13 protein-coding genes are annotated in these 13,609 nt (G+C 65.3%); 5 read left to right on the top strand and 8 right to left on the bottom strand.

What is annotated here, in order from left to right:
- The first annotated feature begins 77 nt into the window (after positions 1-77).
- Both BMZ02_RS01330 and BMZ02_RS01325 read left to right on the top strand, forming a co-directional pair.
- Positions 78-662 carry a TetR/AcrR family transcriptional regulator gene (locus tag BMZ02_RS01330; protein ID WP_091639257.1) on the top strand — a complete coding sequence of 195 codons (585 nt, stop codon included), beginning with the start codon at positions 78-80 and terminating at the stop codon, positions 660-662.
- Between the two features lie 62 nt (positions 663-724).
- Entirely contained in the window at positions 725-1,369 is a 645-nt protein-coding gene (locus BMZ02_RS01325; RefSeq protein ID WP_091639253.1) for a hypothetical protein, read from the top strand.
- Positions 1,370-1,385: 16 nt separating this feature from the next.
- Here BMZ02_RS01325 and BMZ02_RS01320 read toward each other — a convergent pair whose 3' ends face one another.
- The 5 genes from BMZ02_RS01320 to BMZ02_RS01300 form a co-directional block, all read right to left on the bottom strand.
- Positions 1,386-1,826, bottom strand: a complete 441-nt coding sequence (locus tag BMZ02_RS01320) for a VOC family protein (protein ID WP_091639251.1) — start codon at positions 1,824-1,826, stop codon at positions 1,386-1,388.
- The gene (locus tag BMZ02_RS01315) at positions 1,786-2,718 is read right to left on the bottom strand and encodes an arylamine N-acetyltransferase family protein (protein ID WP_091639249.1); all 933 of its coding nucleotides are present in this window, start codon (positions 2,716-2,718) and stop codon (positions 1,786-1,788) included. The genes BMZ02_RS01320 and BMZ02_RS01315 overlap by 41 nt, the downstream gene beginning before the upstream one ends.
- Before the next feature lie 105 nt (positions 2,719-2,823).
- Entirely contained in the window at positions 2,824-3,237 is a 414-nt protein-coding gene (locus BMZ02_RS01310) for a YciI family protein (protein WP_091639248.1), read from the bottom strand.
- An 88-nt stretch (positions 3,238-3,325) separates the two neighbouring features.
- Positions 3,326-4,918 carry a sigma-54-dependent Fis family transcriptional regulator gene (locus tag BMZ02_RS01305; RefSeq protein WP_091639246.1) on the bottom strand — a complete coding sequence of 531 codons (1,593 nt, stop codon included), beginning with the start codon at positions 4,916-4,918 and terminating at the stop codon, positions 3,326-3,328.
- Between the two features lie 16 nt (positions 4,919-4,934).
- A complete protein-coding gene (locus BMZ02_RS01300; protein ID WP_091639245.1) occupies positions 4,935-6,308 on the bottom strand; it encodes a CmpA/NrtA family ABC transporter substrate-binding protein in 1,374 nt (457 codons plus the stop codon).
- Positions 6,309-6,652: 344 nt separating this feature from the next.
- On the opposite strand from BMZ02_RS01300, the gene BMZ02_RS01295 reads away from it, so the two are divergent.
- The 3 genes from BMZ02_RS01295 to BMZ02_RS01285 all read left to right on the top strand — a co-directional run bounded on the left by BMZ02_RS01295 (position 6,653) and on the right by BMZ02_RS01285 (position 9,823).
- Positions 6,653-7,189: an OsmC family protein gene (locus BMZ02_RS01295; protein WP_091639243.1), complete on the top strand. Its 537-nt coding sequence runs from the start codon at positions 6,653-6,655 to the stop codon at positions 7,187-7,189.
- Between the two features lie 75 nt (positions 7,190-7,264).
- Positions 7,265-8,410 carry an acyl-CoA dehydrogenase family protein gene (locus BMZ02_RS01290; protein WP_091639241.1) on the top strand — a complete coding sequence of 382 codons (1,146 nt, stop codon included), beginning with the start codon at positions 7,265-7,267 and terminating at the stop codon, positions 8,408-8,410.
- 27 nt (positions 8,411-8,437) lie between these two features.
- Positions 8,438-9,823: an FAD-dependent oxidoreductase gene (locus BMZ02_RS01285; protein ID WP_091639240.1), complete on the top strand. Its 1,386-nt coding sequence runs from the start codon at positions 8,438-8,440 to the stop codon at positions 9,821-9,823.
- Positions 9,824-9,886: 63 nt separating this feature from the next.
- On the opposite strand, the gene BMZ02_RS01280 is transcribed toward BMZ02_RS01285, so the two are convergent.
- From BMZ02_RS01280 to BMZ02_RS01270, 3 genes are all read right to left on the bottom strand, one after another.
- A complete protein-coding gene (locus tag BMZ02_RS01280; RefSeq protein WP_091639238.1) occupies positions 9,887-11,848 on the bottom strand; it encodes a primary-amine oxidase in 1,962 nt (653 codons plus the stop codon).
- A 142-nt stretch (positions 11,849-11,990) separates the two neighbouring features.
- Positions 11,991-12,200 carry a hypothetical protein gene (locus tag BMZ02_RS01275; protein WP_091639236.1) on the bottom strand — a complete coding sequence of 70 codons (210 nt, stop codon included), beginning with the start codon at positions 12,198-12,200 and terminating at the stop codon, positions 11,991-11,993.
- 73 nt (positions 12,201-12,273) lie between these two features.
- Positions 12,274-13,587, bottom strand: coding sequence for an ammonium transporter (locus tag BMZ02_RS01270; RefSeq protein ID WP_091639234.1), 1,314 nt, complete (start codon positions 13,585-13,587; stop codon positions 12,274-12,276).
- Between the last annotated feature and the right edge of the window lie 22 nt (positions 13,588-13,609).

Genomic DNA, 13,609 nt, shown 5'->3' with positions numbered 1-13,609 from the left:
GCCGCTTGACGACTAGACCGATCATCATACTATATAGACCGATCGTCATAGTTCGTCAACGATGGTAGAAAATCCCCATGGCGAAAGACACGAAAGAGCGAATGATCGAGGCCACCGCCCGGCTGATCCAGTTGCGGGGCCTGCACGGGGTGAGCCTGAGCGAGATCCTCAGCGAGAGCGGTGCGCCGCGGGGATCGCTGTACTTTCATTTTCCCGGAGGGAAGGAGAGCGTTGTCCTCGCGGCCATGCAGGCCACCATCAACGAAGCCACCGAGATCCTCGACGCGTGCCTGACCGAGGCCACGGACCCGGCCGCCGGTGTCCGCGCCTTCTTCGAAGCGGCCGCCGCGGAGATGGCGAACACCGAGTACGCCTTCGGCTGCCCGGTCGCCCCGATCATCCTCGACGCGCCCGGCATGGATTCAGAGCTGGCATCCGCATGCCGGGCCGCCCTGGATGAATGGACGGCCATGTACCGCAACGCATTGGTCGCGGCAGGCGCCGAGCATGGCCGGGCCGAGCGGCTGGCCCTGACCATTGTGGCGAGCCTCGAGGGTGCGCTGATCATGGCCCGAGGCACCCGCGACGCCAGCCTCATTCGCGAGGTCGGCGACGAGATGGGGATGATGGTGAGTCAGGCGCTTACCCCGCCACACCACTAGATTGACACCACATTCTCCACTGGATAGCCTTCGCCAGGTCATTGACGGTAGAGGGAACTACCATGCTTTCCAGCCAACACGCCCCGGCTGTTGCCGTTCTGCTTGTTATTCTGCTCCTGGTAACAGACGCCACCGCGTCCGAAGCCGACTGCAACACGCCTGCCTGCACCTTTACGGCCGATGTCATCCCCCATGACGCTGCTGCGATTGATGGCACACATCGATTCGTGATCGGAGAGTTTCACGTGGCCCCGCCGGACGATTGGAAGCGCGTTCACTCCGCGCCTTACAACGGGCTGGCAATCTCCTACGAGGACGACGCACGCCTGGGCATCACCCGGCTCGTGGCCGACGACCTCAAGATTGACCCGGAAATCTTCGAGCAAGCCGATGCCTCGATGCGGGACTATTACAATATCGTGTTCAAAAACACGGCCGAGGACACGCCGCCCGCGCACGGGCCAGAGCGCAGATTGTGGCAGTTCGCCATGGACACCAAGCGCCTCCAGTTTCCCGAGGCAACGCAAGCCGTAATCATTGATGGAGAGGACTTCAGAGCCTACAGCGCGGTGATCAGCCTCGGTCGCTTCGACACGCGAACGATCATCGTCCACGACGAGGCGCCCGACACGGCGCTGGAACTCCTGGCCTCGGGCCTGGACCAGGAGACGGTCATCAGCGTCGTCGTGTCAGCTCAACACAGGTAGGCACTCGGCGCCGAACTCATGATTCGCTCGCCGGCGGCGTCAGTGACACATTCCCCTGGCCATCGATGGACCAGAACGGGTTGTGTGCCACCTCCCAGAGGTGGCCGTCGGGGTCGGCCATGTAGCCTGAATAGCCGCCCCAGAACACCTCCTGCGCGGCCTTGACCAGCCGGCCGCCGGCGCCTTCTGCCAGAGCAAGCACCCGGTCCACCTCGTCGCGGCTGCGGGCGTTGTAGGCCAGCGCGACTCCGGAGAACCCGGAGCCCTCGGCGGGCACGCCGGCATCGGCGGCAAGCGCCTCGCGCGGGTACAGCGCGAGGATCAGGCCGTTGAGCTCGAAGAACCGGATATCCTCTTCCGCCGCCCCCAGCGTCCAGCCGAGGCCGGTTTCGTAGAACGCCTGCGCCTGCGCCAGATCACTGACTCCCAGCGTGATCACGCTCATCCGTTGGTCCATGGTCTCCTTCTCCCTGTGATTTCGGGTTCTCTGGTTCGTCGAGGCGCTTGAGCAACGCACCAAGCTGAGCACTGTCGATCTCCAGGCCGAACACCTGCTCAAGGACGCTCGGGAACGCCGAATCGCTGATCTCGCGCTGCTCGACGTCCCTGCCCGGCCGCCACGTCTTCAGCTGCCTCCCGGTGAGAGCATAACGGCTCTCTGCGCCGTTGTACTGCACGATGATCTGCTTATGGAAGGGCGAATCCGGGTGATACATGACCAGAAAGTTCTGCTCCCCGTAATCCACCCGGTAGTAGGTCTCGTCCGTGAACTGGTACACATTGAACCATCCGTCATCGCGGAGGTGGCGCAGCACCCAGCGCCCGCCCGGTCCCCGGTCAATCCGATAGCGCCAGCCATCGTGATCCACCTGCACGCCGTCTTCGAGCGGCATCGGCTCCCGGGGCCCGATGTTCCCTACGCCGACATCCACGTGCCACGCCCTGCCCTCCACGAACACGGCCAGCATGGTATGGCCCAGGGGGGTCAACCGGCGTTCGTCATCCCCCATCAGTATCCGCGCATTGCGCCCCGCCACCTCGAACCCGAGGCGAGAGAGCACCGTGGCGAACAGGATGTTGTGCTCGTGGCAGTAACCTCCCCGGCCGCGCCGGACGAGCTTGTCCTGCAGGCTATCCATGTCCAGGCGGACCTCGATACCGGCCATCACATCCAGGTTCTCGAAGGGGATGGCCTGCAGGTGCGCCCGCTGGAGTTCGCGCAACACCGCGAGGCTCGGGACACGAGGCCCGTCGTACTGGATACGCCGCAGGTAGGCGTCCAGGTCCAGGGCGTCCGTCTCCCAGCGGGCGGACAGATCAGGCAAGTCGGGCAGTGCGGCGGCGGGCATGGCGTATCCTCCGTTTACGCTGAGCATTCGACGTTCCATTGAACGGTAATACCTCAAGTTATATTGAGGTCAATACCGCCCTACCCGACCTGCAACGGCAGGGGCTCACTCCCCGCCCACTCCCAGCTTCCGGAACCGCTCCACACCCTCGGAGGGCTCGAAGTCGTCCAGCTCGAACATGCGGCGCACCTCGATTTCCGCCGCCTGCCCTTCGCCGCGGGGATTGGGGAAACGCAGGGCCCAGTCCACGGCCTCCTGGCGAGAGCCGACGCGGATGATGGTGTAGCCTGCAACCAGCTCTTTGGTCTCGGCGAACGGGCCATCCACGACGCTGCGGTCGCTGCCCCCGTAACGCACGCGGAACCCGTCGGATGACGGCCGCAGGCCGGACGCATCCACCAGCACCCCGGCGCGTTCCAGCTCCTCGTGGAACTCGGCCATGGCGTTGACTCCGTCCGGATCGGGCATATCCCCCGACTCGATCCGGTCGTCCCCTTTCACGATGATCATGTAGCGCATTGCGACACTCTCCTCTCAACGATCACACGGATTTCATGGAGTGGTCGCACGGGGAAGGCGTGATTCGACACGGAGGGGCGGTGCCCGGTCAGTCCAGGCCCAGTTTCGTCAGGCGGTAACGGAACTGTCGTACACTCAAGCCGAGCATCTGCGCGGCCCGGGTCTTGTTGCCACGGCTTCGCGCAAGAGCCGAGCGGAGCTGGTCGGCCTCCGCAGGGTCCACCCGTTGATAAGGCCGGCCGAACACCGCTGAGTCTGCAGGTTCCGCATCACCCCCAACGTTCTGCTGCCGTGCCGTAGCGGCATCCGGAGGGACGTGCACGGGCCCGCTGACCGCGGACTCGTCGTTCAGGATGTGTTCGATTTCCGCCGCGGTGATCGTGGTACCGCGCGCAGTGATCACCGCCCGCTCCATGAGATTCTCGAGCTGCCGGATGTTCCCGGGCCATGGATAGCTCTGCAGCCGCGCCAGAACGCCCGGACCGAGGGTGACATCGCGGTGATGCCTGGCATTGAAGTCGTCGAGAAAATGCCTGGCGAGCTGCACGACGTCACCGGTCCGCTCCCGCAACGGGGGCAGGCGAATCGGTACCACGTTGAGACGATAGAACAGATCCAGGCGAAACTGCCCGAGATTCACGGCTTCCTGGAGATTGCGATGGGTTGCCGTGATGATGCGGATGTCCACGGAAATGTCGCGATCTCCGCCGACCCGCTGCACCTTGCGCTCCTGGATCAGGCGCAGCAGCTTTGCCTGCAGGTCCACATCCATATCGCCGATCTCATCCAGGAACAGCGTCCCGCCATCGGCCAGCTCCGCCTTGCCGGGGCGGTTCCGCACGGCACCCGTGAAGGCGCCGCGCTCATGGCCGAAGATCTCGGCCTCCAGCAGGGTCGCGGGAATGGCGCTGCAGTTGATGCAGATAAAGGGTCCCGGCGCCCGCGGGCCCTGCTCGTGGATATAGCGGGCAAACCGCTCCTTGCCCGTCCCCGACTCCCCGAGCAGCATGACAGTGACATCGTTGTCTGCCACACGGCCTGCCTCGTCGAGCACGGAACGCAACTGCGGGCTGTCTCCGAGAATGCCCTGATACTGCTGTTGTCTGGCAAGCGCTTCGCGCAGGGCCTCATTCTGATCCTCGAGCCACGCCGTGCGCTGATCCATCAGCGACCGGATGCGCAGGGTCTGGCCAAGCATTGCGGCCACAATCCGCAGCAACTGGATATCGGCCTGAAATCCGCGCGACCGCGCGCGCAGCCGGTGGCACCCCAGCACGCCGATGGGCATGGCATCCACCAGGATCGGCACGGCGATGAACGATACCGTCTCGTCCGGCAGCGTTGCCCGGTCCACCGCCCGGAAGAGGTGCTGCGGCTCCGCATCCACATCCTGAACCACGCAGACCCGGCCGGTGCGCATCACGTCACCGGTAATCCCCTCGCCGAGGCGATACACGCCCCGGTCGCGCTCATGCGGGCGCAAGCCGTATGAGTAGCGGATACGCAGGTGCTGACCGTCGTCGTCGGGCAGCACCACGCGGCCCCGGTTCAGGCCGACCAGCTCCGAGAGCAGGCGCAGCACGGCGGGGACCGTGGCTTCGGGCTGCAGGGAACGGCCCAGCAACTGAGCCGTTTCCAGCAGAACCAGCGACTCGCCGGGAAGCTCGCTATCGGTCGTCATGTGCACATGCGTTCGGTCAAGCGCGTACCTCGAAGCTCTCCAAGTAGCCCTCCGGATCGCGCGGGTCGAACTCCTTGCCCATGATGTCGTGGATCCGGTAGTTCTCTTCGGGGGCGTTGTAACCGAGCTCTTCCATGACCTCCCGGCACTCGGTTGCCTGGAACACCTCTTCGGCGATCTGATGGTAGTTTACATCCCCGTCAATATATCCCCAGCGCTTCATCTGCGTGAGCATCCATACCGCCATGGACTGCCAGGGAAAGGGGTCGAAATCGATCCGGTCCGGCATGTCCCTGATCTCGCCGAGTCCGTCCGCATACCGCCCGACCAGTATCTGCTCCATCACGGGCACCGGCTGATTGAGATACTGGCGCGGCGCGATGGCCTCCGCGATCTCCTTGCGATTGTCCGCCTCCGAGCTGAACTGCGTCGCATCCACGATAGCGCGGAACAGCGCGCCAAACGTGTTCGGGTGCGCATCGACCCAGTCCTCCCGGACCACGAAGGCACAACAGGGGTGACCGCTCCAGATATCCTTGGTCTGGGTGTGGATGAAGCCGGCCCCCTCCCACACGGCGCGCTGGTTGAAAGGCTCGGCCACGATGTAGCCGTCGATGTTCCCGGCCTGCAGGTTGGCCACCATCTCGGGCGGCGGCATCACCCGGAGGCTGACGTCGCGATCCGGGTCCAGCCCGTGCTCGGCGAGCAGATACCGGAGCAGGAAATTGTGCATGGAGTAATCGAACGGAATGGCGAAAGTGAAGCCTTTCCAGTCCTTCGGATCCATCTTGTCCTTGTGCTTGTTGGCCAGGGTGATGGCATTGCCGTTGATGTTCTCCACGGCAGGCATGGTCACGGGCAACCGGCTCGCGCCAACGCCCATACGGATGGACAGGGGCATGGGTGCCAGCATGTGCGCGGCGTTGAACTCGCCTGCGTCCATGCGATCCCGCACCACGGGCCAGCCGGCCACGCGTTCCAGGTTCACGTCCAGCCCGTAGCGCTCATAGAAGCCCATGGCGTCCCCCATGATGATGGGCGTCGCGCAGGTGATGGGCAGGAACGGGATGGTCATCTCCGTTTGCTCCAGTGGCCCCAGGTCGTCAGCAAGCGCAGACTTCAGCGCCCCCATGGGAAAGGCGGACGCCACGGCAGCCATTGCGGTGCCCCGGCCGACTGCGGCCATGAAGCGGCGACGACTGATGTCGTTGCCACCGAACAGCGCGCGTACCAGGGTGTTTTCCACGGCGCGATCGACGATGTCCTCGCGCGTGGCCGGCCGTGTGTCGTCCGCGCCGGCCGTGGCGGCCGGCGAGCAGCTGTCACAGGAGCAGTCGGCCCCGTGGCGCAGATCGGAGTGAGGACTGTAGGGGTCACCAAGACTTTTCATTGAACACTTCCTCGCGGTGGCGGGACGGTCAGGTTGTCACCACCGCTGCAGCAATCGCTGTGCCAGCGTGCGGCACTGCAGCGAATGCCGGGGCCTGAGCCGGATTTCGGCCACGCCGGGCGCCGGCTGAACAGGCCGGACAAAGCCGACAATGTCGACATTGGCCACATTGTCCCCTCTCGTTCCGCCCCCTCCGAAAAAGGATCAAACCACATTAGAAACAATCCGTATTTCACCGGTTTTATTAACCTTTTGTCGCCGCCCTTCCGGGTGCCGATGCGACTGGCACGGCTGCTGCAACGAGCCCGTCGAACTCTCATGACGCAAACACCCAGGAGGACGCGATGAGCGACGCCGCAGCAAACACCAAGCAGCCGTTACGCCCGATCGATCTGGAGGGGCTGAAGGCCCTGGGCGCGAAGGCGAAGATGGACCCCACCAAGGTCAACACGCTGAAGTCCCACACGGAGTGCGAAGGCATCTTTCGCATGATGACCTATTGCCGGGATCTGGACGGCCACCTGATCGATGAGCCGCCGACCCTGCTCGGCGAGAACAACGCACCAAACCCGTCGGAAGCCGCTCTGGCCGCCCTCGCCTCCTGTCTGCTGGTTGGCATCCACGCCAACGCCACCTACCAGGGCATCAAGGTCTACAAGCTTGAATGCGACCTGGAAGGCGACATCAACATCTCCAGCGTCTGGGGTGTCGGCGACACCGGCGAGAAACGCCTGGGATTCACGGAGATCCGTGCAACGTTCGACATCGACGCCGACTGCTCCCGCGAAGAACTCGAGGAGCTGGTTGCCTGGGCCGACAAGTGGTCACCGGTGGCGAACACCATGCGCAACCCGGTCCCGACCACCATGAGCCTGGCCTGAGACCGGCCAGCCGGCGCGGCGGTGCACAGCGCGTCGCCGCGCGCCCATCCCCCGTCAGATACGCCGGAGGTTCCCATGGCGGCTACCGCACAACCATTCCCCCACACGCCGGCGCCTGCACCCGGCATGGACGCCGATCACGCGCTTGAAAGCGGGATCGCGGAGCTCGTCCGGGATCAACTGGCGCCGCAAACGGTCGCGATCGACCGGCAAGGTGTCTATCCGTCGGGCTTCATGCACGCGTTCGGCGCGCTGGGCGGCTACAGCCAGCACATCCCTTCACACCGGAACGGCGCCTCCCACGACTTCCCACGTGCCATCAGCCTCATGGAGACCGTCTCCCGCGAGTGCATGTCCACGGGCTTCTGCGTCTGGTGCCAGGACGCCCTGGCGTGGTACCTGGAGAACGCCGACAACCCCGAAGCGAGACAGACCCTGCTGCCCCGCATCGCCAGCGGCGAATTGCTTGGTGGCACCGGCCTCTCCAACGGCATGAAGCACCTGGCCGACATCGAGGCGCTGAAGATCCGCGTCCGCCCCGTGGAGGGTGGCTACATCGCCAACGGCACCCTGCCCTGGGTGTCCAACCTGGCGGCCGAACACGCGTTCGCGGCGATCTTCCAGGTCGAGGACAGCGACCGGAAGGTCATGGCCGTGACGTTCTGTGACCAGCCTGGCTTCGCCCTGCAGCAGTGCGCCGAGTTCACGGCGCTGGAGGGCAGCGGCACCTACGCCTGCCACTTCCGCGATGCGTTCATCCCGGACGCCCACGTGATCACCCACGACATCAGCGGGTTCATCCCCCGCATCCGCTCCGGGTTCGTGCTGCTGCAGATGGGCATGGGGCTCGGTGTGGTCCAGGGCTGCATCGACATCATGCAGGAGATGGCGGCCACCCACGCCCACGTGAACCGCTACCTGGACGATCAGCCCGCGACGCTCACCGACGCGCTGGACGACGCGCGCAGCGCCACGCGCGCCCTGGGCCGCGAGATCGGTGATCCGTCCGATGAACTCTTCGCCGACGTCCTGCAGCTGCGCCACACGGCATCCGAGCTTTCCCTGCGCGCATCCCAGGCCGCCATGCTGCACGCCGGCGCCCGCGGCTACCTGGCCAACGCGCCCGGGCAACGCAAGCTGCGGGAGTCCTACTTCGTGGCGATCGTCACCCCGGCGATCAAGCACCTGCGCAAGGAACTGGAACGCCTCGGTGCCCACTGACACCCATCAACAGGAGAGCCAAAGGCCATGACGACTCCGTACCGACGCTACCTGTGCCGGGTTTGTGGATTCATCTACGACGAGGCGGAAGGCGACCCGGATGGCGGGCTGCCGCCCGGCACCCGCTACGAAGACATCCCCGACGACTGGGAGTGCCCGGACTGCGGCGTCACCAAGGCCGACTTCGAGCTCATTGATGACACCGGCGCCGAGGCGGCCGACACCGCCCCGGCACGGCAACCCGCCCATCACGACTTCGGCCACCCGGACCAGATCGTGATCATCGGCGGCGGCATGGCGGCGTGGGCCGTGGTGGAGGCCCTCCGGGCTACTGGCTCCAGCCGGCCGATCGCGATGATCTCGCGCTGCAATGCGGACGTCTACCCGAAGCCGCAGCTGTCCGCGGCGGCGGCGAAAGGCCAGCGCCCCGACGCGCTGGTGATCCAGTCCGGTGACGACGCGGCAGCCAAGTGGAACGTCGCGCTCATGGCACGCACCCGGGTGCTGGAGATCGACCGCGCCCGCCAGCGCGTGATCACGCCCCGCGGCGGCGTGCCGTACGCGCACCTCATTCTCGCCCCGGGTGCATCGCAACCGCAGCCCCACCTGGCCGGATCGGCAAGCGGCGATGTGCTGCAGGTGAACGATCTGAAAAGCTACCAGCGCCTGCGCGAGCGCATTGATGGTGACGGCGCAGCCGCCCGGGTGCTGATCCTGGGGGCGGGCCTGATCGGCTGCGAGTTTGCCGACGACCTCTCCGCCGCCGGCCACACCGTCACGCTGGTGGACCAGGCCGACCGGCTCCTGCACCGGCTGTTGCCCGAACGCCTCAGCGGCGAGCTGGACGCCGCCCTCCGACGACGCGGCATCCGCTTCATCCCGCGCACCTCGCTGGAGCGCATCGACCGCGACACCGGCACCGAACGCCTTCTCGCCCACCTCGGCAACGGCGAGACGGTCACGGCCGACGTGGCACTGAGCGCCCTCGGCCTGAAGCCCAACGTGGAGTTGGCACTGCAGTCGGGGCTGGAAGTGGGCAGCGGCATACGGGTCGACGGCCAGTTACAGACGTCGGACCCGGCCATCTACGCCCTGGGCGACTGCTCGGAACACGACGGCAGGCTCCTGCCCTACGTGCGCCCGCTGCGGGAGCAGGCGCGCGTGGTCGCCGCCAACATCGCCGGTGACACCACGGACTACACGGCCGAGGCCGGCACCATTGTGATCAAGACACCCTGCTGGCCGCTGGCCGTGTGGCCACCGGAAACCCACGGGGAATGGCGCGAAGTGGAGGCCGGCGAGCACGGAACCGTCATGGAGCACCACTCCAATGGCCGGCTCACCGGCTTTGCACTCTCCGGCCAGTACTCGCGGGACGCGACACGGTATGAAAAGCGTGTGCAGGCAGGCTGATCACCCACCGGCGTCGGTGAGGAAGTGAAACACCGCGCGGTCGTGCCAGCCCCCGGCCACTCCCTACACACAGCAGCTCCCCTGGTTCTTGCCCGCCGGCAGGTTGATGGCGGGGTTATGGTCGAAGAACCCGGACGGCATCAATCGGAACCCACAGGTCACGCAGGGCTGCACCGGGTAGTCCTCCGGACGCACCGGGTGATGCAGACCGAACACGTGCCACAGAACCACATCGGTGTCTTCAACCGAGCGGTCCGCCGCGGTCCAGGCTGGCAGCCCCTGGCCCGGCCCCGAGTGATTGACGAATTCACCCGCGGGATAGCGCTCGTCCCTGTGGAAGGGTGTGACCCAGAGGTGATTCTGGATGAAGCCGCCGCGCTGGCCGGAGGGTGACTCCGGGTGGGTGAAGGGCGTTACCGTGTCCGTGGGTTCCAGCTTGAAGGCCGTGGGCTGACCCACGCCGTTGTGCCGCTTGCGATTGACCACCTTCCAGTAGCGCATGGTCTCGGCGTTGCTGCGCCGTTGCGCCCGCTGCTCCGAGACCAGCGGCGTTGCCTGCTCGTAGAAGGCGTTGCCGGTGGGGTTGTCGGGGCCGGGGGGCGGAGCGGTAGTGTTGTACTCCACCACCGTGTTCTCCGGGCCGTCCACTTCCATGTCCAGACGGGCGCAGAACAGGTGCTGGTGGATCTGCCCGGCGACTCCGGGGGCGACTTCGTTGGCGTACATTGAGGGCTTGCCCGGCTCACAGGCCACGGTGTTGATAATGCCGGTCGCCTTCATCTCGAACTCGACCATGCCAGTCTGGTAGAGGTACCAGTAGGAGGCGTACTCGTAGTTGCCGACGGTGGAGATCGAGGAGATCACCAGCCGGCGCAGCCGCCGCACCTCCGTATGGTCGGTGCGAAAATCCCAGTGTTTCCAGGCAATGCCGGTGTCTTCCTCGTGGATGCAAATGGCGTTCTTGATCTCCATGGGCTCGCCATCGATACCGTTGACGTAGGCGTCCAGGTAACGGATGGCGCCGAGGCAATCGCAGCCAAGTGTGAGGGAGTTGGCCAGCTTGCCCAGTCCGTACTCACCGATGTCGAACACATTCTTGCGCCGGTGCCCCGGTTCCGGGCTGCCGTAGGGCACCACCATTTCCGCCAGCGAGGCGCGGTAGAGCACCGAACGGCGCTCGCCACCATCCTCGGTATACCCCAGGGTATGCAGGGTAAGGCCCTCGCGGGCATTGAAACCGATGCGGACATCCCACCCCTGCCAGCGCAACAGGTTCCCCTCAACGGTAAAGCTGGGGCCGTCGCTCTGGACCACGTCCAGGGGCTTGATGCCAGTGCGGGTAGCGCCCACCAGATCGGCCTCGTAGTTGGATTCGCCGCGGGGCACGGGCACAGGCTCACGGTCGGCATAGTGGTCGTCGACCCGGATCACTTCCATGGTGTCGACGTCCACCACGGCATTCACGCCCTCGATGGGATGCGCATAGAAGTTGTCGCGAGGGTGATTCCGTACCCAGGCGAAGGTATGCGACAGGCGCCGCCCCGCTTCCCCGGGGATATCGAAGTTGCCGGCGGACCAGGGGTCAACGCATACCAGTGACATGTCCTCGATGCCGCGGCGCCGACACGCCTCAACAAACGCGGCGTCGGCCTTGACCGCGTCCTCCACTCCCATGAACTCCTCCAGCATGATCATGGGGCGCGCCTCCGGCAGGTACTCCCGGAACAGAATGCGATGCTCGCTCAGGGAGAGAATCCCGAGGGTGACGCCGATGCTCCCCGGCCTGGAGACCACGAAGCGCACCTGACGATCCACGGACTGGCCTGGTGTCCACCCCTGCACCGTTGCCTTGTCGGGCTCTTCCAGCACCAGGCGCTCGAAACGCAGTGGATCCGGTCCGAGCGCATCGCGCAACAACGCCGCCGCGGCCCGAATCTCCTGCGGGCCAAGGGGATCCAGGGGGTGACAGGAGCCGGCACCCGTGTTCCGTGTCGTATCTGTTGCGGGACCATCGGTCGTTGCCATGATTCGGTACTCCAACCTGCGGCGTGACGCCGCGTTGAGGGTGCTGATTCCGTCGGCGCGGCCACCGCGTCCGCCGGCCGTGAAAAGGCGGGCCGACCGCAACCAGAGCGGACGACCCGCCGGACTCGTCATGAAACGCGTGTCAGATGTTGACGCCTTTCAACCCGCCGTCCTGGATGAGATCCGGATCAAGCGACCGGAACGTCCTGTTCTCGTGAATGATCATGCGAACGATGACACCAATGCCAACGCCCATGGCCAGGAGCAGGAACAGCCACATACCGACGGAATCGGGGCCAAACGTGAACACGGCGCCGGCGCCGTCCCAGGTGGAGAATGTGCTTGGGTTCATGATGTACCTCCATGCGCTGCCTTGAGAAACCGGGCCGCCGGGCACCCCGGCGGCCGCGGCCATACGCTCGCTGCTACGACTCCCGGGCGCCTGCAGATGGCACGTTGCGGGACTCGGGGTAGGCGGTCGTGGGGATCTCCACGGCGTCGATACCGATCTGCTCGACCTCCGGGGGAACACGCAACAGGCCCGCCGACTTCAGTAGCAGCGAAATTCCGTATCCGGGGATGAACCCGACCAGGATCATCACCACCGCCCCCGTGATCTGGCCGACGAAGGTCACGTCCGGCAGGTCGCCGACGTTGGGGTAGCCGTGCAGAAAGATCCCGGACGCGATCAGGCTCCAGACGCCCGCAATACCGTGGACCGAGACGGCGCCCACGGCATCATCGATGCCAGCCTTCTCCAGCATGCGCCCTGCAATGGGAATCAGGCAGCCACCCAGGAAAGCGACGATGAAGGCTACACCCGGGTGGTAGACATCCAGGCCCGCGGCCACGGAAATGATTCCCCCCAGGGCTCCGGACATCATCCAGAACGGCTCACGGCTGATGGCGTAGGCACCGATCACACCACCGGAGAAGCCCATCAACGTGGTAAACCCGAACGCCGACAGGTTGGTGGGATTGCCGTAGATCGTGGTCCAGTCGCCCCCCACGTTGAAGATGATGCAGCCGCCCAGGAACCCGAAGAAACCGACGATGATCAGCATCAGGCCGATGAGCGACATGGGCAGGTTGTGCGGCGGGATCGCATTGATCTCGCCATTGGGGCCGAACTTGCCAACACGGGGCCCCAGATTGATCAGTACGCCCAGGGCGAAGAAGCCGGCCACGGTATGCACCACACCCGCGGCGCCGATGTCGTGGTACCCGAGCTGGTGCAGCATCCACCCATCCGGATGCCAGCCCCAGGCCCCGGCCAGGATCCAGACGCCGGCACCGAGAATGACCGCGAGAATCACGTAGGCACTGAGTCGCACCCGCTCGATGAGCGCGCCCGAGAGGATCGACGCCGTGGTGGCACCGAACAGGGTGAATGCGGCCCAGAAGATACCGGTCCCCTTATCATCGATATTGGGGCCCATGCTCTCGCTCCAGGGCGCCCCGATGGACGCACCTTCGGCAATGGTAAAGCCACCGGGGAAAGCCCCGTAAATCCACCAGCCAAAGAAGTAGAACGCTGCGATGACGTAGGCCAGGGCGAGAATGTTTTTCACCCCCGCCGCCAGCGAGTTCTTGACCCGCGACGCTCCCATCTCGTACGCCAGGAACCCGGCGTGAATGAGCACCATGATCGCGGTGCACCACCAGTAATAGATCTCCATGCTGATGGAGCCAAGTAACTCCACCTGCGATTGGAGCCCGCTTATCGCTTCAGCTTCCATGGGGTTGCCTCCTGTGCGGACG

It is taken from the genome of Aquisalimonas asiatica, assembly GCF_900110585.1.
Taxonomy (GTDB): Bacteria; Pseudomonadota; Gammaproteobacteria; order Nitrococcales; family Aquisalimonadaceae; genus Aquisalimonas; species Aquisalimonas asiatica.
Note: the sequence above shows the minus strand (reverse complement) of the source record. Positions and strands in the feature narration are given on the sequence as shown.

What these genes read in the sequence shown, in the direction of transcription:
- BMZ02_RS01330 (WP_091639257.1), top strand. Translation starts at nt 78, where the DNA reads ATGGCGAAAGACACGAAAGAGCGAATGATCGAGGCCACCGCCCGGCTG.
- BMZ02_RS01325 (WP_091639253.1), top strand. Translation starts at nt 725, where the DNA reads ATGCTTTCCAGCCAACACGCCCCGGCTGTTGCCGTTCTGCTTGTTATT.
- BMZ02_RS01320 (WP_091639251.1), bottom strand. Translation starts at nt 1,826, where the DNA reads ATGGACCAACGGATGAGCGTGATCACGCTGGGAGTCAGTGATCTGGCG.
- BMZ02_RS01315 (WP_091639249.1), bottom strand. Translation starts at nt 2,718, where the DNA reads ATGCCCGCCGCCGCACTGCCCGACTTGCCTGATCTGTCCGCCCGCTGG.
- BMZ02_RS01310 (WP_091639248.1), bottom strand. Translation starts at nt 3,237, where the DNA reads ATGCGCTACATGATCATCGTGAAAGGGGACGACCGGATCGAGTCGGGG.
- BMZ02_RS01305 (WP_091639246.1), bottom strand. Translation starts at nt 4,918, where the DNA reads ATGACGACCGATAGCGAGCTTCCCGGCGAGTCGCTGGTTCTGCTGGAA.
- BMZ02_RS01300 (WP_091639245.1), bottom strand. Translation starts at nt 6,308, where the DNA reads ATGAAAAGTCTTGGTGACCCCTACAGTCCTCACTCCGATCTGCGCCAC.
- BMZ02_RS01295 (WP_091639243.1), top strand. Translation starts at nt 6,653, where the DNA reads ATGAGCGACGCCGCAGCAAACACCAAGCAGCCGTTACGCCCGATCGAT.
- BMZ02_RS01290 (WP_091639241.1), top strand. Translation starts at nt 7,265, where the DNA reads ATGGCGGCTACCGCACAACCATTCCCCCACACGCCGGCGCCTGCACCC.
- BMZ02_RS01285 (WP_091639240.1), top strand. Translation starts at nt 8,438, where the DNA reads ATGACGACTCCGTACCGACGCTACCTGTGCCGGGTTTGTGGATTCATC.
- BMZ02_RS01280 (WP_091639238.1), bottom strand. Translation starts at nt 11,848, where the DNA reads ATGGCAACGACCGATGGTCCCGCAACAGATACGACACGGAACACGGGT.
- BMZ02_RS01275 (WP_091639236.1), bottom strand. Translation starts at nt 12,200, where the DNA reads ATGAACCCAAGCACATTCTCCACCTGGGACGGCGCCGGCGCCGTGTTC.
- BMZ02_RS01270 (WP_091639234.1), bottom strand. Translation starts at nt 13,587, where the DNA reads ATGGAAGCTGAAGCGATAAGCGGGCTCCAATCGCAGGTGGAGTTACTT.